Source organism: Streptomyces sp. DH10 (assembly GCF_029813805.1).
In the GTDB taxonomy this organism is placed as follows: domain Bacteria; phylum Actinomycetota; class Actinomycetes; order Streptomycetales; family Streptomycetaceae; genus Streptomyces; species Streptomyces coeruleofuscus.
Window position 1 is genome coordinate 60,742 of sequence record NZ_JARVKU010000012.1, and the last position, 23,793, is coordinate 84,534.

The following is a 23,793-nucleotide window of genomic DNA, read 5'->3' on the forward strand; positions in this document are numbered from 1 at the left end:
CCTCCCGGGGGCGGCGACCGCCCCCGGGACAGGCTCCAGGAGTTCTAGGAACCGATCCGCTCCTCCAGGCGCACCGTCACCGTGTCGCCCTCCTCCTTGCCGATGGCCTTGCGGACGTCGGCCTTCACGGGCAGCTTGTGCGTGCCGTCGCCCAGCGCCATGAACGAGCTTCGGAACGGGTGCCCGTCGATCGTCCCGCGGACCTTGACCAGACCGCGGGTGCCGAAGAACTCGACGGACCGGGGCCAGACCAGATACGTCCAGCCGCCCTCGGCGGGGCTCATGCGCAGGGCCGCGGTGAACTCCGCGTCCAGTTTTCCGGTCGTGGCCATGGTGTCCTCCGGTGTTCGGTCGCCTCTCACTCACCAGACCGCCGGACACCGGGAAACTCATCGCCGGTCTCAGGCCGCCCCGGCGGGCACCCGGTCCAGAAAGCCGAGCACGGCCCTGATCCGGCCCTGCTCGTCCAGGATGATCACGTCGGACCCGGCCACGGGCGCCGAGCCGTCGGTCTCGCTCACCAGCTCCCACGAGAAACGCGCGATGTGGTGGTGCCCGTCGACGGCGCCGGCGAGCCGGAACACCAACCCCGGGAACTGCTCTCGGGCCGCCGCGATCAACGCGGCGATCTGCTCATGACCGCGGACGTCGGCCAGAGGGTCGGTATAGCCGCCGTCCTCGGTCCAGGCGGCGGCGACCGCCTTCGCCCGTGCCACCGGGTCCTCGGCGTTCCATGCCTCGAAGTAGCGGGCGACGGCGTCCTCGTAGCGGTGGGCGGGTGCGGACATGGACGATCAACCTCCGAAGGGTCGTCTCTGCTGGTGAGGGCCCGGATCACCGCTCGCGGCGAACCGGCACGGACCACCCTGCCCGGACCCGGCGGGACCGTCGATTACCTCCCGGGTCATGCCCCCTGGCGACCGCCCGCAGCGTTTCGGCCAACTCGAGGTGTGAATATGCCAGGAGAGTGGCCGGAAAGACATGGTGACAGTGTTTCAGTAGTGAACATACTGGCCAGCGAGAGCGCTTCACATCGAGCGACAGCGCCCTCACGCACAGCACGCGAGCCGCAGGACAGGAAAACCGGGCAGGCGGGCAGGGCAGCGGGGGAGGGGCACGTGCACGACGAGTTTCTGTGCCATGTCACGGCGTACGGAGTATGCGACGGTCGCCGTATCGGGGTCCCCCTGGGTACCTACCGGGCGCCCACTCTCGCCCTCGCCCTGTGGTGGCTGCGCGACCGCGCCTCCTGGATCGCCCAGCGCCTCGACCCCCAGCCCGACGCCGAGCACTTACCGCCGGGCGCGCTCGTGCCGGTCGCCGAGACCGTGCCCGACGTGCCCACCCTGCTGCGCGCCTGGTGCGCCGATCCCGGTCAGCAGGAGCGGGTCGCCGAGGAGTTGGCGGCCGGACGGCTGGTGCGCATCGCCACCAGCGACGACACCACCGAGTACGAACTGCTCGCCGAGTCCGTGGACGCCCTGCGGATGCAGCGGACCGCTCGCCTGCTGGGCGTACCCGTGGCCTGAGCGGCTCACCGAGTCATACATCAGGCAAATCGGTAGAATCTTGGTCATGGCGCAGTCATCGGTAACACCAGAACTCGTTTTGGAGACCGAGACGGGCTCCACCGTGATGATCCCGGGCCGCGATTACCACGTGGGACGCGACCCGATGAGCGACATCGTCATCGACGACGACCGGGTCTCCTGGCACCACGCGGTACTGAGACCCGACCACGGGCACTGGACCATCGAGGACGAGAACAGCACCAACGGCACCTACACCGACGGCCGCCGCATCCACGAGTCGGACGTCGGCCCCGGCAGCGTCATCCGCCTCGGCAACCCGGCCGACGGACCGCGCGTGGTCCTGACGGGCCGCACCGCACCGGCCCCGGAACGTCCCTCCGCCGTCTCCATGCCGGCCGTGACGGGCACCTACCGGCAGCCCACGACCGTACGGCCGCTGCCCGCCCGCACCGTCCGCATCGGCCGCGCCACCGACAACGACCTGGTCATCGACGACCTGGTGGTCTCCCGCCGGCACGCCGAACTGCGCGCCCTGCCCGACGGGACCTACGAGATCACCGACCTCGGCAGCCACAACGGCACGTACCTCAACGGCAGCCGCGTCACCAGCGCCCCGGTCGGACAGGGCGACATCGTCGGCATCGGCCACTCGGCGTTCTGCCTCGTGGGCGACCAGCTCCAGGAGTACGTCGACACCGGTGAGGTCTCCCTCGACGTGCAGGACCTCGCGGTGACCGTCGACCGGGGCCGCAAGACGCTGCTCGACCACGTGTCGTTCCCGGTGGGGGAGAAATGCCTGCTCGCCGTCGTCGGCCCGAGCGGCGCCGGGAAGTCCACGCTCCTCAACGCCCTCACCGGCCAGCGCCCCGCCGACCACGGCACCGTCCTCTACGACGGCCGCGACCTCTACCGCGACTACGCCGAGCTGCGCCAGCGCATCGGTCTCGTCCCGCAGGACGACATCCTGCACGCCCAGCTGACCGTCCGCAAAGCTCTCTCCTACGCCGCCGAGCTGCGCTTCCCGCAGGACACCGCCAAGGCCGAACGGCGCGCCCGGGTCGACGAGGTGATCCGCGAACTGGGCCTGGAACAGCGCGCCGACCAGCATGTGCACAGCCTGTCCGGCGGTCAGCGCAAGCGCGTCAGCGTGGCCCTGGAGCTGCTGACGAAGCCGTCCCTGCTGTTCCTCGACGAGCCGACCTCCGGACTCGACCCCGGCATGGACCGCTCGGTGATGCACATGCTGCGCGGCCTCGCCGACGACGGCCGGACGGTCATCGTGGTCACCCACAGCGTGCTCAGCCTGGACGTGTGCGACCGGCTCCTCGTGCTCGCGCCCGGCGGGAAGATCGCCTACTACGGGCCGCCCGAGGACGCCCTGGCGTACTTCGGTTTCGAACAGTGGCCGGAGGCCTTCGAGGCCTTCGACCGGGACGTGGACCGGGACTGGGCCGGGGACTACAGCACCTCGCCCTTCCACGGGCGGTACGTCGCCGACGCCTCCGCCCAGCCGCAACAGCCCCGTTCCGAACCCGTCGTCATCACTCCGCCGCCCCGGCCGCGCAACCGGGCCGCCCAGCTCAGCACCCTGGTGCGCCGGTACGCGGCCGCGCTCGGCGCCGACCGCACCTTCCTGATCATCATGATCGCCCTGCCGTTCGTGATGGGCGTGATGGCGCGGGCCCTGGCGGGCGGCAAGCTGACGCAGGAAACGGCGATGAACGCCCTGCTCATCCTGTGCGTCGGCGCGGTGCTCACCGGGGCCGCCAACGCCGTGCGCGAACTCGTGAAGGAACGGGTGATCTACCAGCGTGAGCGGGCGGTGGGCCTGTCCAGATCGGCGTACCTGATGTCCAAGGTCGTCGTCCTCGGTGTCATCACCGTGCTCCAGGCGGTGGTGCTCACCCTGGTCGCCCTGCTCGGCGTGGACCTCAACGCACCCGGCGGCGAAGGCGTGCTGATGTCGCCCCTGGTGGAGATCGCGGTCGCCGTCGCCCTGCTGGCGTTCACGGCCATGATGCTCGGGCTGTTCATCTCCGCGCTGGTGCGCAAGGAGGAGGTGACGATGCCGCTGCTCGTGCTCATCGCCATCGTCCAGGTCGTCTTCTGCGGTGCCCTCCTGAAGCTGGACGGTGTGCCCGGGCTCGAGCAACTGGGCTGGCTGGTGCCCGCACGCTGGGCCCTGGCCGCGATGGCCGGCACGGTCGGGCTGGCCAGGATCGTGCCCGACGATCTTACGAAGGACCCTCTGTTCGAGCACTCGGCGGGTATCTGGCTGCTCGACGTTGGGATGCTGCTCGTCCTGTCGGTCCTCTTCGGCTTCCTGGTGTCCCGGCTGCTGCGCCGCCACGAACCGGCCGTGATGCGGAAGTAGGGAGCGCCTGTGACGACTCCTGGATTCCGGCCCACGCACGTGGTTCCGCAGAACGGGATGCCCGCCTGGGAGGCCCCCGACCCGTCCCGGCCCACGGTGGACCTGGACCCCCTGCTGCCGGTGCAGCTGCTGGAGAGGCAGGGCGACTGGGGGCACGTGCTGTGCTTCAACGGCTGGTCGGCCTGGGTCGACGGCCGCCGCCTGGTCACCGTGCCGCAGGACCCGCCCGCCGCGGACGGGCCGCTCACCCGCAGCGCCGATCCGCGCCCGCTGCTGGCCCGTACGCAGGAAGCCCTGGCGCGCTACCGGTCCGCGGTCGAGGACCTCGCGGGCGGTCTGGACCGGGAGTCCTTCCACGCCCGCACCCACGGGCTGCGGATCGGCGTCGTGGTCGACGGCGAGTCCGTGTGGCTCTACGACGCCGCCCACGGGCACTGGGTGTACGCCGACGGCACCCGGGCGAACACGTACGCGACGGACGACACGCCCCGTGCGCACCCGGAGCCCCGCCCGTCCGAGCCTCCGGCCCCGGTACGCGCACCCACCCGGATCGTGCCCGCGGAGGCCGCCGGGACGACACCCCGGGCCGACCGACCGGGCCAGGCCGAACGGCCCGCCCCGCCGACCGAGGCGCCGCCCACGCGGGTTGTACCGCCTGAGCCTCCGGCATCCGTGTCTCGCGAGGCTGCCGAGCGGACGCGGGTGGTGCGGCCTGGGGTTGCCGAGCCGACGCGAGGTGAGCCGCCCGGGGCGCCCGAGCCGACGCGGGTCGTTTCGCCCGCGGCTGCCGAGCCGAGGCGGACGGTGCCGCCGGAGGCTGCACAGCCGAGCCCGGTCGAGCCTCCTGAGGCTCCCGAGCCCACTCGGATCGTCCCTCGCGAAGATTCCGCTCCCCCGGGGGTGGAGCCGCCTGAGGCGTCTGAGCCACTTCGGGTCGAGCCTTCTGAGGCTGCGGACCCGACGCGGGTGGTGTCATCGGAGGTTGCGGAGGCGACGCGGGTGGTGTCCCGTGAGGCGTCCGAGCCCCTCCGGGTCAGGCTTTCTGAGGCTGCGGAGGCGACGCGGGTGGTGTCGCCTGAGGCGTCCGAGCCCCCTCGGGTTGGGCCTGCTGAGGCTGCGGAGGCGACGCGGGTGGTGTCCCGTGAGGCGTCCGAGCCCCTCCGGGTCGGGCTTTCTGACGCTGCGGAGGCGACGCGCGTGGTGTCGCCCGAGGCGTCCGAGCCCCCTCGGGTCGAGCTTTCTGAGGCTGCTGAAGCGACGCGCGTGCTGTCGCCTGAGGCGCCCGAGCCCCTCCGGGGCGAGCCTTCTGAGGCTGCACAGCCGACCCGAGTGGTGTCGCCGGAGACTGCGGAGCCGACGCGGGTCGCGACTCCTGAGGCGCCCGAACCCGCTCCTACCGTGCCTCCCGAGGCCCCCGAGCCCGCCCGGCTGGTATCTCCCGCAGCTCCCGGCGCTCCCGAGCCGACGAGGGTCGTGTCTCCCGAGGCTCCCGAGTCCCCTCGGATCGCGCATCCCGAGGCGCCTGAGCCGACGGGGGTCGCGTCCCCCGAGGCGTCGCCCACCCGGGTCGTGTCCCCCGAGGGGGACGGCGCGCAGGCGTCGGACAAGGAAGCGGATCGGCCGGCCGAGGCGTCGCCCACGCGGGTCGTGGGGTCCGAGCCCACCCGGATCGTGTCGCCCGAGGGTGACACCCGGTGAACCGCGAGACGAGTCTGTTCTCGGGGCGGCCCTCCGAACTGGTCGGGCAGCAGATCGCCGGGTACCGGATCGAGCAGGAGATCGGGCGCGGCGGCATGGCCGTGGTCTACCGGGCCCGGGACCTGCGTCTGGAGCGCACCGTCGCGCTCAAGCTGCTGGCCCCGGAACTCGCCCGCAACGACACCTTCCGGCGCCGCTTCACCCACGAGTCCCGGGCCGCCGCAGCGATCGACCACCCGCACATCGTGCCGGTCTTCGAGGCCGGCGAGACGGACGGAGTGCTGTACATCGCGATGCGCTTCGTCGCAGGCAGCGATCTGCGCCATCTCCTGGACCGGGAGGGCCCGTTGCCGCCCGCCACCGCCGTGCGCGTCGCCGCCCAGGTCGCCTCCGCGCTCGACGCGGCCCATGACCACGGCCTGGTGCACCGGGACGTCAAGCCCGGCAACATCCTGGTCTCCCGCGGAACCGACAGCGACCATCCCGAACACGTCTACCTCACCGACTTCGGTCTGACGAAGAAGTCGTTGTCGCTCACCGGCTTCACCACGGTCGGCCAGTTCGTCGGCACACTCGACTACGTCGCCCCGGAGCAGATCTCGGGTCGCCCGGTCGACGCCCGCTGTGACGTGTACGGCCTCGCCTGCGTCGTCTACGAGATCCTCGCCGGCCACCCGCCCTTCCTCCGGGACGACGACATGGCCCTGCTGTGGGCCCACCAGTACGACGACGCGCCGCCGTTGACGGAGACCCGCCCCGACCTCCCACCACAGGTGGACGCGGTGTTCGCCGAGGCCCTCGCCAAGCGCCCGGACGACAGGTATCCGTCCTGCCTCGACTTCGTCGCCGCGCTGCGCGCCGCGGCGGCCGGTGGCGGGGTCGTCACCGGGGCCGCCCCCGCTCGAGCGGGCCGGCAACCGGGGGAGGAGCGCCCGAAGCCGCCCCCGCGCTGGGCCGAACCGGTCTTCCTCGAGCGGGCGTAGCGCAGGGGGCGTAGAGCAGCGGACGTAGCGAGCGGCCGCAGGCCAGTCGGTGTGCCGGTGTCAGCCCGCCCGCTCGGCGCGCACCTCGCCCCGCCGCCGTACGCGTCGTGCCAGCAGCGCCCCCGTGAACCCGGTCAGCAGCCCCCACGGGACGGCCAGTCCCACGGCTCCCCACAGCCGGGGTCTGAGGAACAACTCGCCCGCGAGGCCGCCGCCCAGGTCGCCGATGCCGAGCACGGACAGGCCGAAGTGCGCGGAGATACGCCCGACCAGGCAGATCATGAACACCGTGAGCACGAGCGCGACCGCCATGTGCACGGCGTGCTGCCAGGCCCGGACCCGGGCAGGCGACCGGGCCGCCATCACGAACGCGGCGGCGATCAGCAGCACCGCGTCGACGACCAGCAGCCACCACACCCTGCCGTCGTGCTCGGAGAGCGTCCGCAGGTTCAGCTCGGCGATGTCCGGGGTGCGCAGCACCTCGTCGAGCACATGCGGCATGGGCAGCCCGAACGGCCCTTCCACCCGGCCGTTCCAGGTGGCGCCGAGGCCGATCGTCAGCGCCAGCCACACCAGGTTGGGCATGCCGAGCAGGATCACGGCGAAGGTCTCCGCCGCGTGCCCCTTGGTCGCCGCGACGACCAGGCCGGCGACCACGCCGATGACGACGTAGGCGAGCAGCAGCGCGACCATCGCGTACGCGGCCGGCCGCACCGACGTCTGGAAGCGCAGCAGCCGGGCCGGCAACGGGGCGCCGCGCGACACCAGCAGGGCCAGCACCAGCACACCGGCCAGCCACACCACGCCGACGAACACGGACAGCGGAACGTCGGTGGTGAACCCGATCTCCGGTGAGGCGCCGAACAGATCGCCGAGTTCGCCCAGTGCGTCGTTCCCGAGGGAGATCTCGAACGTATGGCGGGCGGCCAGCGTCAGGCCGATCAGCGCGAGCAGCCACAGGATCGCGATCCTGGCGGCCCAGCCGGCCAGCTCCGCGGCACCGGCGACCGCGCGGTGCCGCAGCGGCCGCAGGAAGCCCCAGGCGATCACCAGCGCCCCGGTGAGCGTGACGGAGAGCGGGATGACGGTCAGGCTCGCCTGCGTTTCGGCGAGGTCTCCGGCGCTCCCGGAGAGCTTCACAGCGCCCCCGACGGCGGTGACCACGGTGGCCAGGACGACAGGTGCGAACGCGCCGTCGGGGAGCCCCCCCGCCCCGGCCGCCCACAGCCCCAGAGCGGACACAGCCGCCATGGCGAGCAGCCCGCCGAGCACCGTGAGGAGGGCATGCACCCAGCCGTGGCGGGCGACGGCCCGCTCACCGGAGGTACGTGCCTGGCCGGAGGAGGTGCGCGAACTCACGGTGCCACGCTAAGCAGCACTCGCGCCGGACGCCCGTCGGGAGGTCCGTCCGCGTCGGCTTGCGAGCCGTACGGGACCGGAGCACACAATGAACCCGTAGTGGAAAAAGCGGCATACACCGGTACGAACCGCCTCAGGTGTGAGAAGGCCGCAGAGAACCCACGCGGGAAGAAGAGCTCGTGAGCGTCGAACCGCCGTCGTCCGGCCACCCCACAGGACCTCCCTCGGGCCCGCTGTCGGGTCCCTCCCAGCCGCCGTCGGGAGGAGGGCCGCCCTCCGAGCCGCCGAGCGAGGGAGGGCAGGCGCCGGAGCCCCGCCGCCCGTGGTGGGGATCGGTACCCCGCGTCGCGCTGATCGCCACCGCCGTCGTGGCCGCGGTGATCCTGGCCGTGGTGTTCACCCGGCCCGACGGCGGCGGCACGGGCGCGACCGACGGCGGTACCAGCACGTCCGAGGGCGAGGTCTTCCTCCAGCCCGCGGCCGACACCGGCCCGGACCCGTTCACCGAGTCCACGGCGAAGGAGAGCTCGGCCTCACCGGTCTCGCCCTCGCCCACCGAGCTGGCCACGCAGAACGCCGTCCAGGGCGTCCAGGGCGGCGCGCCCGGCCTCTACGGCGGCACCCGCAACGTGGCCAGCTGTGACGTGGAGAAGCAGATCACCTTCTTCAAGGGGGCGCCGGACAAGCAGCGGGCGTTCGCCTCCGTCGCCCGCGTCGACCCGCCCGACGTTCCCGCCTACCTGCGCTCGCTGACGCCCGTGGTGCTGCGCATGGACACCCGCGTCACCAACCACGGCTACAGCGACGGCCGTGCGACCAGCTACCAGGCCGTCCTCCAGTCCGGCACGGCCGTCCTCGTCGACGACCGCGGCGTGCCCCGGGTGCGCTGCGCGTGCGGCAACCCGCTGGCCGCGCCGGTCGCCCAGCAGAGCGCGCCCAAGATGACCGGCGACGTGTGGCCGGGGTACAAGCCGTCGAACGTCGTCGCGGTCACGCCCGCTCCGAAGCCGGTCGACGTCTTCGTCATGTGCGAGCCCGACGGCGAGTGGTTCGAGCGCCACAAGGGCGACACCGGCACGAAGGACCGCAAGACCGAGAAGCCCGACAAGCCCTCCCCGTCGGTGAGCGTCACCACACCGACGTCACCGTCCGACCCGACCTCGTCGGAGCCTCCCACGAGCGAACCGCCGACATCGGATCCGGGGACGTCGTCGGAGCCGCCGACGAGCGAGCCGCCGACGTCGGAGCCGCCGCAGCCTCCGCCCGGGAACGACACCGGGAACGGCACCGGGAACGGCACCGGGAACGGCACCGGGAACGGGACGACGGACCAGCCGCCGGCCTCCTGACCGGGACCGGTTCACCCGGCACGGACCACCAGGGCACGCACCACCAGGGCGTAGTCGCCGAGCCCGAGCAGGCGATCGGCGGGCAGGTCGCCGTGTGCGGTGCGGACCGCCTCGATGCGGCCGGTCTCCGGCTCGAACACGACGTCCTGGACCGTGCCGAGCTCGTCACCCGTCTCGGCGAGGATCCTGAGGCCCGGCAGCTCGTGGTGTGGCGGCACCCCGGACGGGGCGGCGGCCGAGCGGACGAGCACGGCGTCCGGACCGATGGCGTGCAGGGCGCCCCAGGCCAGCACGGACTCCTTGCGGGAATGCCTGCCGCGCACCCTGACGTGGGTGACCACACCGGAGGGGGCGTCGACCGTCAGGGATTGCAGCACGCCGATCTCTTCCGCATCGGTCAGCGTCAGGACCGGCAGCCCCCGCGCCTGCGAGAACAGCATCATGGCGGCGTCCCCTCCCGCCCCTCGTGGAAGGCACCGACCCGGGCGGCGAAGGACGGCAGGTCGTCGGCCACGTAGCGGGTGGCGTCCGCCGGGATCACCAGCGCCCGGCCGGAGACCGCGAGCGTCTCGCCACGCGGCACGTACACCCGGTGCCGACGCCGCCTGGAGCCCTGCATCAGCGCCTTGCCCGCGGCGATCCGGAAGCCCACGACCCGGCCGCTCGTGCCGCCCTCGACGACCACGTCGAGCACCGTACCGACCTCGGTGCCCTCGTCGGTCAGCACTTTGGCATGCAGCACCCGGCCCTGCTGGGCCTCCCGGCGTGCCACCACGACGGGCGTGTCCGCCAGGGCCCCGGCGTCGACGATCATGACCGCGTCATGGCCCAGCGAGTGCACGGCCGCCCAGGGCAGGCTCAGCTTCAGCGGGCCGGACAGCAGTCCCCGGCCGCTGAGCGTGAAGCCGGTGACACGCCCGGCGGCAGCGTCGAAGACGGTGTCCTTGACCTGAGCGACGGCCTCGCCGCCCAGGGTGACCACCGGCAGGGTCGTCAGGCTCCGTGCCGCCATCAGCTCGTTCATCGCTCGCCCTTCGCGCCGGGCCGGCGCCGTACCGCGATGACCGTCCCCGAGCGCCGGCCGGCCTGCACGGCGAGCGTCACCACGGCGACGGCGGCGAGCGCCCCGACCGCCACGACCAGCCACATCCACCAGACCACCGCGCACCTCCGGCGATCCGGACCGGCCGCCCTCGGGCCGGTCCCGGTTCCTACCGGGTGCCCCGCGGACGGGGGACAATGCCCAGGGCGCCGGACGGGCCGAAGACCTGTCAGGACTGCGAAGCCCGACTCGGGGTACGAGCACTGTGCAGAGCGTCCGGCCAGTCCGGCTTCCCAGAGAGAAACGTATGATCGACCACCTGGACGGGGCAGTGATACCGACTGGTTTCGACGTGCCCGTGGAACCGCTGAGGCGGGCGGCACACTACACCGGCGAGCAGGGCTGCATCGCCGAGGCGCGGTCCTTCGCCGCGCTCTTCCTCGAGCAGCTCAGGACCGAGTGGTGCGCGCGCATCGACAACCGGACCGACGGCGCGGTGCAGCTCGTCGTGAGCGAGCTCGTCACCAACGCGGACCGGCACAGCAACGGGCCGTACATCCTGGAACTCGTCGGCACGGACACCGCGGTGACGGTGTCGGTCTACGACAGCAGCTCCGCCCTGCCCCGCATCTTCCCCCGCAACCCCGAGCGTGTCGGGCGGCACGGCCTGGAGATCGTCCACGCGCTCGCGGAGCAGGTCAGCGTGGAGCGGGTGCCGGTGGGCAAACGGGTACGCGCCGTGCTGCCGCTCACCGACGAAGCCGATGACTGAGCCGTTCACCGACGCTGCTTGAACCACCCGGAGCCCCGGAATCCCGGAGCCGACACAGTGGGGGGCGACACGGTGGCGGGCGCCGTCCCACTCCCGCGTGTGGAGGACGGCACCCGCTGGTCCGCGGCCGCGTCAGGCGCAGCCCAGCTCGCCCAGCATGCCCTCGCGCAGTCGCATGATGATCCGCTTGATCAGGCGGGAGACGTGCATCTGCGAGCAGCCCAGCCGCTCCCCGATCTCCGCCTGAGTGGCCTCCTCCACGAACCGCATGTGGAGGATCTGCCGGTCGCGCTCGCTGAGTTCCGCCATCAGCGGGGCGAGCGAGTGGAAGTCCTCGACGAGCCTCAGCCCGTCCTCCTCCACGCCGATGAAGTCGGCCAGGACCGCTTCGCCGCCTTCCGGGCCGTCGCCGGTGAGTGCGGCGTCCAGCGACGACGAGTTGTACCCGTTCGCGGCGATCTGGCCCTCGACGACCTCCTTCTCGGAGATGTTCATCAGCGTGGCCAGCTCGGTGACCGTGGGCTCGCGGTCCAGCCGACTGGCGAGTTCCTCGCGGGCCTTGGCCAGCTCCACGCGCAGTTCCTGGAGCCGCCGCGGCACGTGCACCGCCCACGTCGTGTCCCGGAAGAACCGCTTGATCTCACCGACGATGTACGGCAGCGCGAAGGAGGTGAACTCGACCTCGCGTGACAGTTCGAACCGGTCGATGGCCTTGATCAGGCCGATCATGCCGGTCTGGACGATGTCCTCCATGTCGTCGCCGCGGCCACGGAACCGGCCGGCCGCGAACCGCACGAGCGACATGTTCATCTCGATCAGAGTGTTGCGCGCGTACTGGTACTCGTGCGTGCCCTCTTCGAGTTCCGTCAGGCGCTGGAAGAACTGGCGGGACAGCTCCCTGGCGTCCCGCGGGGCCACGGACCGCGGGTCCACGACTCCCGGCAGTGCTCCGTCACCAGTGCCGGCCTCCGCGTTCTCTTCGACGACCTGTGCCTGCGACCGGATCACGGCGGTCTCCATTACCTCTCCCATGAACGTCGGGTCGGACATCTGCCTAGGTCCCTCCGGGTTGCGGGTACCCGGTTATCTGCTACACATGCCCGGCGATCCGCCGAACCGCGGAAAAGCCGGTGGCGTGCGGCGGCCGGGGCCGTCGAGCACACCTGGTGCAGCGGAGCCAGGATGTCCCAACGCCGCCTGCCCGCCGTCCCGTTCGGCGATTCCACCCAGGGCGGAACGCCGGCCCCTTCCCCTGACGACCACGACTCCTAGGCTGGAGAAGTGAGCAACCACGTGCCGAACAAAGCCCGCGTCATCCCCCTTCGCCCGCCCGGCGCGCGCCCCCAGGCCGCCCGCCCGGCCACCGCTCCGCCCCGCCAGGGGCCACCGGCTCCCGCCGTGAAGGAACCTTTGTGGCGTGACCTGGTCGGTGACGTCCTGCGGCGCGAACGTCTGGCGCAGGAGCGGACCTTGAAGGACGTCGCGGACGAGGCGCGGATCTCGATGCCGTACCTCTCGGAGGTGGAGCGCGGCCGCAAGGAAGCCTCCTCGGAGGTCCTCGCGGCCGCCGCCCACGCCCTCGGACTGAGCCTCGGCGACCTGCTGTCGAGGGCGCAGGGCGAACTGATCCGCGTCACCTCGCGGTACTCGGGAAGCAGCCGCCGCGGGATGTCCCCCTCGTCGTCCGAGGGGCTGTGCATGGCCGCCTGAGCCCGGTGGGCCGGCCGGCGCCTCAGACCCGCACGAGTCGCCGGCTGAGCACCTCGTCGGCCAGCCCGTAGGACACCGCCTCCTGGGCGGTGAGCACCTTGTCGCGGTCCATGTCGGCCCGCAGGGTCGCCACGTCGTGGTGGGTGTGCCGGGACAGCACCTCCTCCACCTGCGAGCGGATCCGCACCATCTCCTTGGCCTGGAGCGACAGGTCGGAGGCGGTGCCGCGCGCTCCGCCCGTGGCCGGCTGCCCGAGCAGGACGCGCGCGTGCTCCAGCACGAACCGCCGCCCGGTGTCACCGCCGGCCAGCAGCACGGCCGCCGTGGAGGCAGCCTGCCCGACGCAGAACGTCGAGATCGGCGCCTGCACGTACGTCATGGTGTCGTAGATGGCCATGAGCGAAGTGAACGAGCCACCGGGGGAGTTGAGGTAGATCGAGATCTCGCTCTCCGGGGACGACGACTCCAGATGGAGCAGTTGCGCGATGACGACGTTGGCGACGCCGTCGTCGATCTCGGTGCCGAGGAAGATGATCCGCTCGGACAGCAGCCGGCTGAACACGTCGTAGGACCGCTCGCCCTGCGGGGTGCGCTCGACGACGTTCGGAATCGTGTACGTACCCATCACTGAAGCCCCATCCTGCGCCGGGTGGCCGCCGGGCGGATGTCCGCGAGGGACTCCAGAACCCGGTCCACCATGCCGTACTCCTTGGCCTCCTCGGCCGTGAACCAGCGGTCCCGGTCGCCGTCCCGGGAGATGGTCTCCGGGGTCTGTCCGGTGTGCTCGGCGGTGATCCGCTCGATGGTCCGCTTGGTGAACTCCAGGTTCTCCGCCTGGATCTCGATGTCGGCGGTGGTGCCGCCGATGCCCCCCGACGGCTGGTGCATCATGACGCGCGCGTTCGGCAGGGAGTAGCGCTTGCCCGGCGTGCCGACGCAGAGCAGGAACTGGCCCATGCTGGCGGCGAAACCCATGGCCAGGGTGGAGACGTCGTTGGGGATCAGCCGCATCGTGTCGTAGATGGCCAGGCCCGCGTGCACCGAGCCGCCGGGGCTGTTGATGTACAGGCTGATGTCGGTGCGCGGGTCCTCCGCGGAAAGGATCAGCAACTGGGCGCAGACCCGGTTCGCGGAGACCTCGTCCACCTGCGTGCCCAGCAGCACGATGCGCTGCGCGAGCAGCTGGGCGGCCAGATGGTCGTCGAACCGGGTCGGAGGGGTGTCGCCCTCCTCCGCCCGCGGGGCGAGTGTCGTCAGTGGAGCCATCGGGTCTCCTCGTCGTTGCAGAAGGGCCGCGGACGTACCGCGGATGTGCCGTCGACTCCACTCTTGACCTCGGACGATGCCCGCAGACCGTTTCTCTGCCCTCGGCAGATCCGCTCCCGGCAGAGCGCTCCGCGCACGGCCGGTCCCAGCCCTTCTCCGCCCAACTCCCGGGAGGACTCCCGCACATCACTGACCAGCAGGTGGGGCTCTCCTCCACCGTCGAGCAGCGCGCGAAATGATCACCCGTCCGGCCGATGAGTTTCCCGGCGCGGACCGGTCGACACAGATGACAGCGATCCACCGCTCCAGGAGGTACTCATGGCATCCGACGGTTTCACCACGTGTCTCTGGTTCGACGGCCAGGCCGAGGAGGCCGCCCACTTCTACGTCTCGGTCTTCAAGAACTCCAGCGTCGGAAAGATCGCCCGCTACCCCGAGGGGACGCCCCAGCCCGCCGGCGGCGTGATGACCGTCGAGTTCACGGCCAACGGCCACAAGTTCCTCGGGCTCAACGGCGGCCCCCAGTTCAAGTTCACCGAGGCGGTCTCCTTCGTGATCACCTGCGAGAACCAGGAGGAGATCGACTACTACTGGGCCAGGCTCACCGAGAACGGCGGGGAACCCGGCCCGTGCGGCTGGCTCAAGGACCGGTACGGCGTGTCCTGGCAGGTCGTCCCCGACCGGCTCGACGACATGATCACCGACCCGGACCCGGCGAAGGCGGCCCGGGTGACCGAGGCGTTCATGGCGATGAGCAAGTTCGACATCGCGGCCCTGGAGAAGGCGTACGCGGGCGAATGACGCTCCCCGACAGGGGCAGGACGGCTTTCCTTTCTGCCCCTACCGGTTGCTTCCGCCCTACCGGGACTCGGCCAGGATCTCCTTGATCACATGCCGCGAGTTCTCCGCGACAGGCGGGTTGGTGTCCCAGTAGTACGGCAGCGCGATGACCGCGATCGACAGGGCCCAGCCCCGGCCGCGCGCCCACTCGGCCTCGTCCGCGCCCACGCCCTCGCGGAAGACGTCGCGGACTTCGGCGGGCAGCACACACCAGGCACTGATGAGGTCGACGGCGGGATCGCCCACCCCCACCGTGCCGTAATCGATCACCGCCGTCAGCCGTCCGTCCCTGACCAGCAGGTTCCCGGCCATCAGATCGCCGTGCGCCCAGACCGGCGGCCCGGCGTACTCCGGCACGCGCAGGGCCTGCTCCCACAGATCCGTCACCGCCGCGGTGTCGATCCGCCCCGTCAGCTGCGCGAGCGCCTCACGCATGAACCGGTCCCGGGCCGCCAGGGGCACACCCCGGTATCCGATGGGTCCCTCCGCCGCGTCGATCCGGCGCAGGGCGGTGACGTACGCCCCCAGGTCCTCGGCGAGCAGCCGGGGTGCCTCCAGCGAGCCGGGCACCGGGTTGCGGCCGTCCAGCCAGCCGTACACCGCCCAGGGCCACGGGAAGTCCTCGCCGGGCTCACCCCGCCCCAGGGGCTCGGGAGCGGCGGTGGGCAGCCCGGATGCCAGGCGGGGCAGCCAGCGCAGTTCGTGCGTGATGCCCTCGACGGCGCGGGGATGCCGCGGGAGCCGTACGACCTTGTCCGCGCCGAGGCGGAACATGGCGTTCTCCGTCCCGGAGGACTCCAGGCGCCGCAGGGGCAGCCCTGCCCAGCGCGGGAACTGTCCCGCGATCAGCCGGCCGACGACCGAGACGTCGATGTCCACTTCGTCCTCATGCATTCGCACCGCGCACATGCCGTCATTCGAGCGGTCAACTCGCCGACTGTCGAATGGTTTTCGTGATCTCCCGGGCGATGCGCAGGATGCCGGGGGAGCGGACCGGGCACGGCTTCGGCGTGGACGTCGTGGGCGCCAGACAGAAGTGCAGGTAGTCGTCGTCCCGGTGCAGGGCCGTCCGGTCGCGCGACGGCTGAGTGCAGTAGTCCGGATGGGCACGCTCGTAGGCGGTGCACGGGAGGTACTGCGTCCAGGCGTAGCGGTCCGCGCCAGGGCTCACCGCTTTTCCGGCGTCGGCGACGATGCCGCCCGTCGTGGCGGCCAGCCGCTCGTACAGTCCGTTCACCCGGCGCACCCGGTCGGGCGTGATGGGATCCGGTCCCTGGAGCACCCACACGATCCGAGGCCGGTGGGCCCCGCCGGCCGTCGCGATCTGCTCGACGAGCCTGCGCGCGTCGGCCTCGTACCGCTTGAAGTACCGCTCCCGCGCACCGTCGTACGTGATCCTGTCCATGCACCAGGTGAAGTCCCAGGCGTTGCCCCAGAACTGCAACACCACGAAGTCCGGACGCAGCGACCGCACCAGGGCGGCCGCCTTGTCCCGGGCCGGAACGAGGGACCGCTCGGCCGTGCCCTCCAGGTAGTCGCACAGGGTGGTGCCCGAGTAGGGGGCGCTCGTGTACTTCGCCCGCAGGTCCCGGCGCAGCTCCTGGCCGAGGACCTTCTGGTTCTCCATGGCGAGCGAGTCCCCGAGGTACAGCACGGTGGGCGACTTTGCGGGGGCCCGGACGCTGGGGGAGGAGGCCGGGGCACGCTGGTGCGTGGTCGCGGACACCTCCGGAGCGGACGGCGGGGGAGCCTCGGGCCCGGACGACGGATCGCCGCACGCGCCGAGCAGCAACCCCGCCACCAGCACACCCACGAACCACGGTCTGCGCATACGGCAACTCCCGCCCCGGGCCGGTGAAACGGCTCCCCAGGCAAGCACAGCCGGACCCCCGGGGGAAGACTCGCGTCGGCCAGGGAACGCGGCCCGCGGCCGATGACGTGACGGTGGGTCAGCCGCACTTGCGGAGCTTCACGACAAGTCGTTCACCAGCACCGCCGCCCCGTCGAACCGCCCCGCCTTCAGATCCGTGAGGGCCTCCACGGCCCGCGACAGCGGATACGTATGGGTGGTCGCGCGTACGCCGTACCTCGCCGCGAGGGTCAGGAACCCGCGGCCGTCCTCGCGCGTGCTGGAGGCGGCGCTGCGCACCTGCTTCTCACAGAAGAGTTCGGTCTCGTAGTGCAGGGGAGGTGTGTCCGTGAGGTGGATGCCGGCGTTGGCCAGGACACCACCGCGATGCCCGCACACAGCAGGGGAGCCAGGGCCACGGCCGGCACGCCGTCCGGCAGCCGGTAGGCGAACGCCGCCGGCACGGTCGTGTACTCCGCGTAACCGCCGTCGGTGCACCAGCCCGTGTACTCGGAGCGGGGACACAGGTTCTCCGCGCCACGCGCGCAGTACGCGCCGCCGCCGTCGGTACGGCGCAGCCAGGCCACACCGACCCGGTCACCACACCGACGACCTCGTGACCAGGCGTGATGCCCACCCGGCGCACGGGCAGGTCGAGGGCACGCGCCCAGGCTGCGACGGAACCGCTCGTTCGGCGCGCGGGCCCGCCCGGGGGTGATTAGCGTGAGGAAACGGACTATCCGCTCATTAGGAGAGGGCCGCAGTCATGGCCGTGCAACCTGAAGGAAGCCCGTGCTGGGCCGACGCGATGTTCAGCGACCTCGAAGGGGCCAAGAGCTTCTACGGAGACGTCCTCGGCTGGACCTTCGCCGAGGCGTCGACGGAGTTCGGCAACTACACCCAGGCCTACGCGAACGGCAAGGCGGTGGCCGCCGTCGTCCCGCCCATGCCCGGCCAGGAGGGCCAGTCGCAGTGGTGCCTGTACATCGCGGCCCGGGACGCCGCCGCCACCGCCGCCCGGATCCGTGACCACGGCGGCGAGGTGCTGATGGAGCCGATGCAGGTCGGCGACTTCGGCACCATGTGCCTGGCCCGCGACCCGGGCGGTGTCGTCTTCGGTGTCTGGCAGGCGGGCACCCATGAGGGCTTCGACACGATGGCCGAACCGGGTGCCTACACGTGGGCGGAGGTCTTCACCCGCGAGCCCGAGAAGTCCGACGCGTTCTTCCCCGCCGTCTTCTCCTACACGCAGAAGGACATGGAGCACGGGGAGATGGACTTCCGGATCTACGACCTCGGCGAGCGCAGCGTGCTGGGCCGGATGAAGATGACGGACGAATTCCCGCCCGAGGTGCCGCCCTACATCAACGTCTACTTCGCCGTCGAGAACTGCGACGACGCCGTCGCGAAGGCCACCAAGCTCGGCGGCGTCCTGCGGTTCGGGCCCATGGACACCCCGTTCGGCCGATTCGCGTCCCTCAGTGATCCGCAGGGCGCCAACTTCTCGATCATCGACATCACCAGGACCGAGGGCGAGATGCCGAAGATGACCGACCTGGGCTGAGGGGCCTGAGGCCGGACGGGGCACGCGGCCATGGCATGATCGGGGCCATGCGTGAACGTGTTGTGGCCGCGTGTGACGGGGCTTCGAAGGGAAATCCCGGGCCCGCGGGCTGGGCCTGGGTCGTCGCCGACGCTTCCGAGAGCCCGGTGCGCTGGGAGGCGGGGCCGCTCGGCAAGGCCACCAACAACGTCGCGGAACTCACCGCGCTGGAGCGCCTGCTGACGGCCACCGACCCGGACGTGCCGCTCGAGATCCGGATGGACTCGCAGTACGCGATGAAGGCCGTCACCACCTGGCTGCCCGGCTGGAAGCGCAACGGCTGGAAGACGTCCGGCGGAAAGCCGGTCGCCAACCAGGACCTCGTCGTGCGCATCGACGAACTCCTGGACGGCCGCTCCGTCGAGTTCCGCTACGTGCCCGCCCACCAGGTCGACGGCGACCGGCTCAACGACTTCGCCGACCGGGCCGCCAGCCAGGCCGCCACCGTCCAGGAGCCCGCGGGCAGCGGCCTCGGTTCTCCCGAGCCGCCGCCCGCCCCGGACGCCCCGGCCAAGGCCCCGCGCTCCCGGTCGCGCGGCGGCGCGACTCGCACGGGCAAGGCGTCCGCCGCGAAGGGCTCCGCGCGCACGATCAAGGCGAAGTTCCCCGGCCGCTGCCAGTGCGGCCGCTCCTACGCGGCCGGTGAGTCCATCGCCAAGAACGACCGCGGCTGGGGCCACCCGGACTGCCGCACGGCCGAGACCGTCTGACCGGCTCGGCGGCCGGCGGATCTGGTCGGTCGCGACCTCTGCGTGCCCAGACCACTGGCATCCAAGTTGAGCATCAACCCCCACCCGCGTCAGTACGCGTACTCACGTGGGTGGGGGAGGCTCGACCGGAAACTGTCCGCATGAGAGGAATCCCTGCCCCGACCAGCACGTTCGCCGGCTCAGCTCGCCGCCCGCGGCTCCTTTTCGCGATAACCGCCCTTGCTGTGCTGACACTTGGCGCGTGCGGTACCGAGAAGACGAACGTCGGCGGAAAACAGACCGAGCCCGCAGACGCCGCCGGAGGCCGGCCGGCCGCGGCCTTCACCGCGATGCTGGACAAGATCGCGCAGTCGTGTCCCCCGAGCGCCCCGCCAGAGGCCCTGCCGACGGGTCCGCCAGCGGCGCCGCGGACCGGTCCGGCGGAGACACTGCCGTCCGGTCCGGCGGAGACACTGCCTACCGGTCCGGTGGAGACACCGCCGGAGGGCGCGATCGAGCCCATCGTCCCCACTGCGGGCCCGGAAGTGGAGTTGGACGCTCGCGACTGGTGCGCGAGCGTCCTCCATGAACAGCGCGTCGCCCAAGCGCTCTGGGATCTTGTGGACCCCACCCCTTCCAAGGTCAGGGCGACCCTGAACGACCTCGGCTATGTCGACGAGCGCATCCACGACCTCAGGCAGTCCGGTGCGACCACGCGATTCTTCCTCGACCTGCGTGACAAGGGCGGACGGCTCTGCTTGGAGGGCTCGGCAGCCGGCGAGAGGACCGTCGTCGACACGTGTGTAGCCCCCGCAACCGGCCCGTTCACGGCGGGAGAGGGGAAGCAGTGACCACCAGCATGGTGTTCATCACTGCGGTGCCCGCTTCTGACGGCGGGCCGTGAACGCACCGCTGGTCGAGCGCACCGAGGCGGTCGTGGCCTGACCGATCGTGAACGTGGCGCCGGGGGTGGCGTAGTCGACAGGACCGTCGAACCGCGCCGAGGCGCGTGCCACCGCCTGCTGCGGTGTGATGAAGCGGCCGACATGCGTGACGATCAGCCGCCCTGCCCGGGCCGCGCAGGCGGTGTTACCGGCATCCTCGGGCGTGTGGTGCACCTGATCGCCCTCGGTCGGCGCCTGCGCGCTCTCGGCCTCGCACAGCAGCACGTCACATCCCTCGGCCAGCTGTGTGAGGCTCGGGCACGGCGCGGTGTCCCCGGAGTACACCAGCGACCTGCCGTCCGTCTCGATGCGCACGGCGAACGCCGGGATGCCGTGCGCCACCGCCCGGCTGGTGAGCCGCAGCGAGCCGATGGTCACCTGATGCCCATCGTCCAACTCGGTGACGGAGAAGGCGGATTCGATCGGGCTGCGGACCGCTGTGTTGGTGAGGAACCCGGCCAGCCGGTCGGCGATTCCCGGTGGGCCATAGAGGGGGATCGGCGACGTCAGGCGGATGTCCGCGTACAGGGCGCCGTAGTACGCGGTGAGCAGGTCCGCACTGTGATCGGCGTGCAGGTGGGAGATCCAGATGGCGTCGAGCTCCTCCAACCGCACGTGCCGCTGGAGCGGGCCGAGCGTGCCGCTCCCCGCGTCCACCCAGATCCGGGTGTCGCCGCTCGACACCAGATAGCCCGAGCACGGGTTGTCCACGCTCGGGTACGGCGTCGCGCACCCGAGGACCGTAAGGCGAAGAAGCTCATCACTCATCCCGGGATCTTAGACCGCACTGTCCTGGTGTGATCGAGCTGGTCGCTGTCGGCACTCCACCCTTGGGCCGGCAGCAAGCGGAATGCCGGCTGTGATTGGGCGCGCCGACCCTACTCGCGGAGATGCCGGGCCGCCGCTCCAGAGTTCGGGATCAGAGTGTTCAACGTCCGGTCCAGGACGGTGAGCAAGTGCTCGTGCTCCTGTGGGGTGTACAGCATGCGCAGTGCCAGGCCGTCGGACAGTGCGATGACGGCATCGGCGAGGGCCACCGCGTGGGTTTCGTGCCCGGCCGACTCCAGCCAGGTGGCCAGCGCCTGACGGATGTCCTGGTCGACCTGCCGCCGGATCTCGGCAAGGCGGGGGTGATGTGCCGCGTGGACGGCGAAGGCGAGTTGCGCGGTGGCCTCGGCGCGTCGCTCGGCGTCCACGGGGAGCGTGGTCAGGATCAGGTCCCGCAGCGCCTGGCGCAGCGGCAGTGCGGTGTTCACCTCGGCCATCCGGCGCTCGATGCGCTCGCCGGCCAGCTCGGCGGCGAACGTGAGCATCTCGTCCTTGGTGCGGAAGTACTTCTGAACGGCGCCGGGGGAACGGCCCGTCGCCGCGGCCACGGTGCGCACGCTGACCTCGTCGAGGCCGCGTTCGGCGACCAACTGGAGCAGCGCCGCACCGATTTGCCGGCGCTGTTCCTCCCTGTCGACGGTCTTGGGCATGGGTCGCGCTCCCATCTTTGAGATACAGTCGTATTCTAACCTTGCGTCAGGTGAGGTGCTGCACGGACCCGAAGGGAGACAGTGGTGGATGACCGGCGTGAGCCTGCGGTGCCCGCTATGCGGGTATCGGACCGCGACCGCGACGAGGCGCTCGGTGTGCTGACGGCGGCGCTGGCCGAGGGGCGACTCGATCCGCACGAGCACGAGATCCGTTCCGAGCGCGCTCTGCGGGCGCGTACGGCCGCTGAACTCGCAGCGCTGACAGCCGACTTACCCGCTCCGGTGCCGACGCGCTCGGAGCAGGAGCGCATAGACCTCAGGGAGTGGCTGGCCGAATGGCGCTATTGGCTCGGTGGGGCGGTGATCATGTCCGGGATCTGGGGCGCACGCTGTGCGCAGAAGGGAGAGCTGACCTACTACTGGCCGGCCACGCCGCTGGGCGTGTGGGCGGCCGTGCTGATAGCCATCGCCATCTGGCCGCGCGACACCGACGGCAGCGATGAAGGAGACGGTGGTCGCACTGTGGCCCGCTGAGGCCTCCGGTCTGGGTGCTCTCGAACTGCCAACTGGCGGTCCTGGGCGGGGCACTGGGGTCCGAAAGGTTACCGTCTTCACAACGGCACAGGCCATCCTGCCGACTTCGGCTGGACGCCTGAGCCGGAGACCGGCCTCGCGCCGAAAGGAGAGGGGACGGCCTGGCTGCTGCCGAGCAAGCACGCGATCCCTCCGGTGCAGCATCTGCCTTACTGGGAGGAAGGTTCCCACACGATCGGCCGGGCGGCCGACCCGGTGGTGCGGTACCTCGCCTTCGCCGCGACCGACCGCAGCGGCCTGTACGGGCTGTTCGCGGACTGCACCCCAGGACCCGGCTACGGGCGGATCGGAACCTTCGAAGAGGCCGGCATACCCAAGCTGGGTGTGTGGCCGTCGTTCGCCGACTACCTCATCGAAGTCGCCGATGCCCTGTACGAGAACCGCGGCGTGGAGTACGCGGACGGACACCAGGACACGAAGGTGCCCGGTCTCGTCGATCAGTCCCTGGTGTGGGACGGACCAGCACATCCGCGGAACCCGGACTGGGCGCGCTTCGCATAGCACTGCGCTCGGAACCCTACGGCTTTGGGCGGACAGTCCTCACGTGCCTCCGGTCCTCGGCCATCAGCAAGTGTGACGCAGCACACCTTCAGTGACCGATGACTCCGTTCGTGCCCCTCGGTCATACCAGCGACGAGACCGAAGCAGCACAACGGACAGACAGGATGACCGACATGACCGCCACCGTGAAAGGCCCTGCCAGCTACTTCCCTTCCATCGAGAAGAAGTACGGTCGCCCGATCGCCGAGTGGAAGGACCTGATCCGCTCCTCGCCTCTGACCAAGCACATGGAGCTCGTGAACTGGCTCAAGGCCGAGCACGGCCTGGGCCACGGCCACGCCAACGCCCTCGTCGCACACACCCTCGCCGAGCGGTCCGGCGACTGAGCTGCTGCGCACGGCAGCAATCGTGACAGGAGACCTCCCGCGTGATTGATCCGGAACTGGCAGCAGACCGCACCCGTGGAGCCGGAGTCTGGCCCCAGATACACGCTGAGCGAACGGCGCTGGCCGCTGATCTCGCAGAGCTGACTGACGAGCAGTGGGCAACGCCGTCGCTGTGCACCGAGTTGACGGTTCGTGAGGTGCTGGCGCACCTCACCGCGGCAGCGAGCCTCAACTCCCTGCGGTGGCTGGCGGGTGTGCTCCGCTGCCGGTTCGACTTCGACAAACAGGTGGCCATGCGGCTGGCGGAGCAGTTGGGCGCCACTCCGGCCGAGACGCTGGAGAGATTCCGGCGCGCGGCCCTGAACACGATCAAGCCTCCTCTCCCCGCCATTGCCATACTGGGCGAGACCCTCGTGCACGGAGAGGACATCAGGCGTCCGCTGGGCATCAGTCGTGAGTACCCGATCGAGGTGGTCACGCTGGTGGCTGAGTACTACCGCGGCTCGGACCTCGTCGTCGTTGCCAAGGGACGTATCGGCGGCCTGACGCTCGTGGCGGATGACGGCCCTTTCACGACGGGTTCCGGGCCGCTCGTCTCCGGTACCACCTTGGCCCTGGTGATGGCGATGACCGGGCGCTCGACGTACTGCGACGATCTCGAAGGGGATGGCGTGGAGCTCCTCCGCAGACGCTGCGGGATGGCCTGACTGCGCTGAGTGGGAACGCGGCGCGCGCCGTCGCTTCGCGGGGAGCTTCTCAGTTCCGGCCGACGGCAAAAGGCACAGGCGTAAAGACAAAAGGCAAGGAGAGCTCTCTCCTTGCCA

General features: G+C 71.0%; 28 protein-coding genes and 1 pseudogene. 14 read left to right on the forward strand and 15 right to left on the reverse strand.

All coding sequences use genetic code 11. From position 1 onward, the window contains the following. Nucleotides 1-44 precede the first annotated feature (44 nt). Nucleotides 45-332, reverse strand: coding sequence for a DUF1905 domain-containing protein (locus QC385_RS24325; RefSeq protein ID WP_279543476.1), 288 nt, complete (start codon nucleotides 330-332; stop codon nucleotides 45-47). A gap of 69 nt (nucleotides 333-401) precedes the next feature. After that, a complete protein-coding gene (locus QC385_RS24330; RefSeq protein ID WP_279543477.1) occupies nucleotides 402-788 on the reverse strand; it encodes a nuclear transport factor 2 family protein in 387 nt (128 codons plus the stop codon). Nucleotides 789-1,118: 330 nt separating this feature from the next. Here QC385_RS24330 and QC385_RS24335 point away from each other — a divergent pair, with 330 nt between their 5' ends. From QC385_RS24335 to QC385_RS24350, 3 genes are all read left to right on the forward strand, one after another. Next, nucleotides 1,119-1,529, forward strand: a complete 411-nt coding sequence (locus QC385_RS24335; RefSeq protein ID WP_279543478.1) for a hypothetical protein — start codon at nucleotides 1,119-1,121, stop codon at nucleotides 1,527-1,529. Between the two features lie 46 nt (nucleotides 1,530-1,575). After that, nucleotides 1,576-3,906, forward strand: coding sequence for an FHA domain-containing protein (locus tag QC385_RS24340; RefSeq protein WP_279543479.1), 2,331 nt, complete (start codon nucleotides 1,576-1,578; stop codon nucleotides 3,904-3,906). A gap of 1,694 nt (nucleotides 3,907-5,600) precedes the next feature. After that, nucleotides 5,601-6,587 (forward strand): serine/threonine-protein kinase, encoded by a 987-nt coding sequence (locus QC385_RS24350; RefSeq protein ID WP_279543480.1) that lies wholly within the window; start codon nucleotides 5,601-5,603, stop codon nucleotides 6,585-6,587. Nucleotides 6,588-6,647: 60 nt separating this feature from the next. On the opposite strand, the gene QC385_RS24355 is transcribed toward QC385_RS24350, so the two are convergent. Continuing rightward, a complete protein-coding gene (locus QC385_RS24355; protein ID WP_279543481.1) occupies nucleotides 6,648-7,946 on the reverse strand; it encodes a streptophobe family protein in 1,299 nt (432 codons plus the stop codon). Nucleotides 7,947-8,125: 179 nt separating this feature from the next. Between QC385_RS24355 and QC385_RS24360 the strand changes: the two genes are divergently transcribed. Further along, the gene (locus QC385_RS24360) at nucleotides 8,126-9,295 is read left to right on the forward strand and encodes a DUF6777 domain-containing protein (protein ID WP_279543482.1); all 1,170 of its coding nucleotides are present in this window, start codon (nucleotides 8,126-8,128) and stop codon (nucleotides 9,293-9,295) included. Nucleotides 9,296-9,306: 11 nt separating this feature from the next. Here the strand turns inward: QC385_RS24360 and QC385_RS24365 are convergent, their stop codons facing one another. Genes QC385_RS24365 through QC385_RS24375 form a run of 3 tightly spaced genes read right to left on the reverse strand, consistent with a single transcriptional unit; the run spans nucleotide 9,307 to nucleotide 10,456 of the window. After that, complete coding sequence (locus tag QC385_RS24365; protein ID WP_279543483.1) at nucleotides 9,307-9,738, reverse strand: PRC-barrel domain-containing protein; 432 nt, start codon at nucleotides 9,736-9,738, stop codon at nucleotides 9,307-9,309. Further along, the gene (locus tag QC385_RS24370; RefSeq protein ID WP_279543484.1) at nucleotides 9,735-10,319 is read right to left on the reverse strand and encodes a PRC-barrel domain-containing protein; all 585 of its coding nucleotides are present in this window, start codon (nucleotides 10,317-10,319) and stop codon (nucleotides 9,735-9,737) included. The genes QC385_RS24365 and QC385_RS24370 overlap by 4 nt, the downstream gene beginning before the upstream one ends. After that, nucleotides 10,316-10,456: a hypothetical protein gene (locus tag QC385_RS24375; RefSeq protein WP_279543485.1), complete on the reverse strand. Its 141-nt coding sequence runs from the start codon at nucleotides 10,454-10,456 to the stop codon at nucleotides 10,316-10,318. Before QC385_RS24375 ends, QC385_RS24370 begins: the two co-directional genes overlap by 4 nt. Nucleotides 10,457-10,644: 188 nt before the next feature. Between QC385_RS24375 and QC385_RS24380 the strand changes: the two genes are divergently transcribed. Then, nucleotides 10,645-11,109 (forward strand): ATP-binding protein, encoded by a 465-nt coding sequence (locus tag QC385_RS24380; RefSeq protein ID WP_279543486.1) that lies wholly within the window; start codon nucleotides 10,645-10,647, stop codon nucleotides 11,107-11,109. A 132-nt stretch (nucleotides 11,110-11,241) separates the two neighbouring features. Here QC385_RS24380 and QC385_RS24385 read toward each other — a convergent pair whose 3' ends face one another. Then, nucleotides 11,242-12,129 carry an RNA polymerase sigma factor SigF gene (locus QC385_RS24385; RefSeq protein ID WP_279543651.1) on the reverse strand — a complete coding sequence of 296 codons (888 nt, stop codon included), beginning with the start codon at nucleotides 12,127-12,129 and terminating at the stop codon, nucleotides 11,242-11,244. A 261-nt stretch (nucleotides 12,130-12,390) separates the two neighbouring features. On the opposite strand from QC385_RS24385, the gene QC385_RS24390 reads away from it, so the two are divergent. Beyond that, complete coding sequence (locus tag QC385_RS24390) at nucleotides 12,391-12,819, forward strand: helix-turn-helix domain-containing protein (protein ID WP_279543487.1); 429 nt, start codon at nucleotides 12,391-12,393, stop codon at nucleotides 12,817-12,819. Nucleotides 12,820-12,841: 22 nt separating this feature from the next. Here the strand turns inward: QC385_RS24390 and QC385_RS24395 are convergent, their stop codons facing one another. Both QC385_RS24395 and QC385_RS24400 read right to left on the reverse strand, forming a co-directional pair. Next, complete coding sequence (locus QC385_RS24395) at nucleotides 12,842-13,444, reverse strand: ClpP family protease (RefSeq protein ID WP_279543488.1); 603 nt, start codon at nucleotides 13,442-13,444, stop codon at nucleotides 12,842-12,844. Further along, nucleotides 13,444-14,085, reverse strand: a complete 642-nt coding sequence (locus QC385_RS24400) for an ATP-dependent Clp protease proteolytic subunit (RefSeq protein ID WP_279543489.1) — start codon at nucleotides 14,083-14,085, stop codon at nucleotides 13,444-13,446. The genes QC385_RS24395 and QC385_RS24400 overlap by 1 nt, the downstream gene beginning before the upstream one ends. Before the next feature lie 318 nt (nucleotides 14,086-14,403). Between QC385_RS24400 and QC385_RS24405 the strand changes: the two genes are divergently transcribed. Beyond that, nucleotides 14,404-14,886, forward strand: a complete 483-nt coding sequence (locus QC385_RS24405) for a VOC family protein (protein ID WP_279543490.1) — start codon at nucleotides 14,404-14,406, stop codon at nucleotides 14,884-14,886. A 57-nt stretch (nucleotides 14,887-14,943) separates the two neighbouring features. Here QC385_RS24405 and QC385_RS24410 read toward each other — a convergent pair whose 3' ends face one another. The 4 genes and pseudogenes from QC385_RS24410 to QC385_RS24425 form a co-directional block, all read right to left on the reverse strand. Then, nucleotides 14,944-15,819 (reverse strand): aminoglycoside phosphotransferase family protein, encoded by an 876-nt coding sequence (locus QC385_RS24410; RefSeq protein WP_279543491.1) that lies wholly within the window; start codon nucleotides 15,817-15,819, stop codon nucleotides 14,944-14,946. Nucleotides 15,820-15,850: 31 nt separating this feature from the next. Then, nucleotides 15,851-16,756: an SGNH/GDSL hydrolase family protein gene (locus tag QC385_RS24415; protein ID WP_279543492.1), complete on the reverse strand. Its 906-nt coding sequence runs from the start codon at nucleotides 16,754-16,756 to the stop codon at nucleotides 15,851-15,853. A gap of 138 nt (nucleotides 16,757-16,894) precedes the next feature. After that, the gene (locus QC385_RS24420; RefSeq protein ID WP_279543662.1) at nucleotides 16,895-17,173 is read right to left on the reverse strand and encodes a hypothetical protein; all 279 of its coding nucleotides are present in this window, start codon (nucleotides 17,171-17,173) and stop codon (nucleotides 16,895-16,897) included. Nucleotides 17,174-17,265: 92 nt separating this feature from the next. Next, a pseudogene (locus tag QC385_RS24425) lies at nucleotides 17,266-17,361 on the reverse strand (hypothetical protein); the annotation flags it as partial. Nucleotides 17,362-17,540: 179 nt separating this feature from the next. Between QC385_RS24425 and QC385_RS24430 the strand changes: the two are divergent. The 3 genes from QC385_RS24430 (at nucleotide 17,541) to QC385_RS24440 (ending at nucleotide 19,917) form a co-directional block, all read left to right on the forward strand. Continuing rightward, nucleotides 17,541-18,338, forward strand: coding sequence for a VOC family protein (locus QC385_RS24430; protein WP_279543493.1), 798 nt, complete (start codon nucleotides 17,541-17,543; stop codon nucleotides 18,336-18,338). 35 nt (nucleotides 18,339-18,373) lie between these two features. Continuing rightward, entirely contained in the window at nucleotides 18,374-19,087 is a 714-nt protein-coding gene (locus tag QC385_RS24435) for a ribonuclease H family protein (RefSeq protein WP_279543494.1), read from the forward strand. Between the two features lie 467 nt (nucleotides 19,088-19,554). Next, nucleotides 19,555-19,917, forward strand: a complete 363-nt coding sequence (locus tag QC385_RS24440) for a hypothetical protein (protein ID WP_279543495.1) — start codon at nucleotides 19,555-19,557, stop codon at nucleotides 19,915-19,917. Between the two features lie 18 nt (nucleotides 19,918-19,935). Here the strand turns inward: QC385_RS24440 and QC385_RS24445 are convergent, their stop codons facing one another. Continuing rightward, nucleotides 19,936-20,778 carry an MBL fold metallo-hydrolase gene (locus QC385_RS24445; protein WP_279543496.1) on the reverse strand — a complete coding sequence of 281 codons (843 nt, stop codon included), beginning with the start codon at nucleotides 20,776-20,778 and terminating at the stop codon, nucleotides 19,936-19,938. Nucleotides 20,779-20,888: 110 nt separating this feature from the next. Beyond that, entirely contained in the window at nucleotides 20,889-21,488 is a 600-nt protein-coding gene (locus tag QC385_RS24450) for a TetR/AcrR family transcriptional regulator (protein WP_279543497.1), read from the reverse strand. Between the two features lie 84 nt (nucleotides 21,489-21,572). Between QC385_RS24450 and QC385_RS24455 the strand changes: the two genes are divergently transcribed. From QC385_RS24455 to QC385_RS24470, 4 genes are all read left to right on the forward strand, one after another. Further along, nucleotides 21,573-22,022 (forward strand): DUF1707 SHOCT-like domain-containing protein, encoded by a 450-nt coding sequence (locus tag QC385_RS24455; RefSeq protein WP_279543498.1) that lies wholly within the window; start codon nucleotides 21,573-21,575, stop codon nucleotides 22,020-22,022. A gap of 195 nt (nucleotides 22,023-22,217) precedes the next feature. Continuing rightward, the gene (locus QC385_RS24460) at nucleotides 22,218-22,583 is read left to right on the forward strand and encodes a hypothetical protein (protein ID WP_279543499.1); all 366 of its coding nucleotides are present in this window, start codon (nucleotides 22,218-22,220) and stop codon (nucleotides 22,581-22,583) included. A 173-nt stretch (nucleotides 22,584-22,756) separates the two neighbouring features. After that, nucleotides 22,757-22,969, forward strand: a complete 213-nt coding sequence (locus QC385_RS24465) for a DUF4287 domain-containing protein (protein WP_279543500.1) — start codon at nucleotides 22,757-22,759, stop codon at nucleotides 22,967-22,969. Between the two features lie 41 nt (nucleotides 22,970-23,010). Beyond that, nucleotides 23,011-23,676, forward strand: coding sequence for a maleylpyruvate isomerase family mycothiol-dependent enzyme (locus QC385_RS24470; protein ID WP_279543501.1), 666 nt, complete (start codon nucleotides 23,011-23,013; stop codon nucleotides 23,674-23,676). Nucleotides 23,677-23,793: the final 117 nt, after the last annotated feature.

Excerpts from the sequence above, each read along its gene's own strand:
- QC385_RS24325 (WP_279543476.1), bottom strand. The coding sequence starts at position 332 with ATGGCCACGACCGGAAAACTGGACGCGGAGTTCACCGCGGCCCTGCGC.
- QC385_RS24435 (WP_279543494.1), top strand. The coding sequence starts at position 18,374 with ATGATCGGGGCCATGCGTGAACGTGTTGTGGCCGCGTGTGACGGGGCT.
- QC385_RS24395 (WP_279543488.1), bottom strand. The coding sequence starts at position 13,444 with ATGGGTACGTACACGATTCCGAACGTCGTCGAGCGCACCCCGCAGGGC.
- QC385_RS24340 (WP_279543479.1), top strand. The coding sequence starts at position 1,576 with ATGGCGCAGTCATCGGTAACACCAGAACTCGTTTTGGAGACCGAGACG.
- QC385_RS24405 (WP_279543490.1), top strand. The coding sequence starts at position 14,404 with ATGGCATCCGACGGTTTCACCACGTGTCTCTGGTTCGACGGCCAGGCC.
- QC385_RS24410 (WP_279543491.1), bottom strand. The coding sequence starts at position 15,819 with ATGCATGAGGACGAAGTGGACATCGACGTCTCGGTCGTCGGCCGGCTG.
- QC385_RS24380 (WP_279543486.1), top strand. The coding sequence starts at position 10,645 with ATGATCGACCACCTGGACGGGGCAGTGATACCGACTGGTTTCGACGTG.
- QC385_RS24365 (WP_279543483.1), bottom strand. The coding sequence starts at position 9,738 with ATGATGCTGTTCTCGCAGGCGCGGGGGCTGCCGGTCCTGACGCTGACC.
- QC385_RS24370 (WP_279543484.1), bottom strand. The coding sequence starts at position 10,319 with ATGAACGAGCTGATGGCGGCACGGAGCCTGACGACCCTGCCGGTGGTC.
- QC385_RS24385 (WP_279543651.1), bottom strand. The coding sequence starts at position 12,129 with ATGGAGACCGCCGTGATCCGGTCGCAGGCACAGGTCGTCGAAGAGAAC.
- QC385_RS24400 (WP_279543489.1), bottom strand. The coding sequence starts at position 14,085 with ATGGCTCCACTGACGACACTCGCCCCGCGGGCGGAGGAGGGCGACACC.
- QC385_RS24465 (WP_279543500.1), top strand. The coding sequence starts at position 22,757 with ATGACCGCCACCGTGAAAGGCCCTGCCAGCTACTTCCCTTCCATCGAG.
- QC385_RS24445 (WP_279543496.1), bottom strand. The coding sequence starts at position 20,778 with ATGAGTGATGAGCTTCTTCGCCTTACGGTCCTCGGGTGCGCGACGCCG.
- QC385_RS24450 (WP_279543497.1), bottom strand. The coding sequence starts at position 21,488 with ATGCCCAAGACCGTCGACAGGGAGGAACAGCGCCGGCAAATCGGTGCG.
- QC385_RS24430 (WP_279543493.1), top strand. The coding sequence starts at position 17,541 with ATGGCCGTGCAACCTGAAGGAAGCCCGTGCTGGGCCGACGCGATGTTC.
- QC385_RS24330 (WP_279543477.1), bottom strand. The coding sequence starts at position 788 with ATGTCCGCACCCGCCCACCGCTACGAGGACGCCGTCGCCCGCTACTTC.
- QC385_RS24415 (WP_279543492.1), bottom strand. The coding sequence starts at position 16,756 with ATGCGCAGACCGTGGTTCGTGGGTGTGCTGGTGGCGGGGTTGCTGCTC.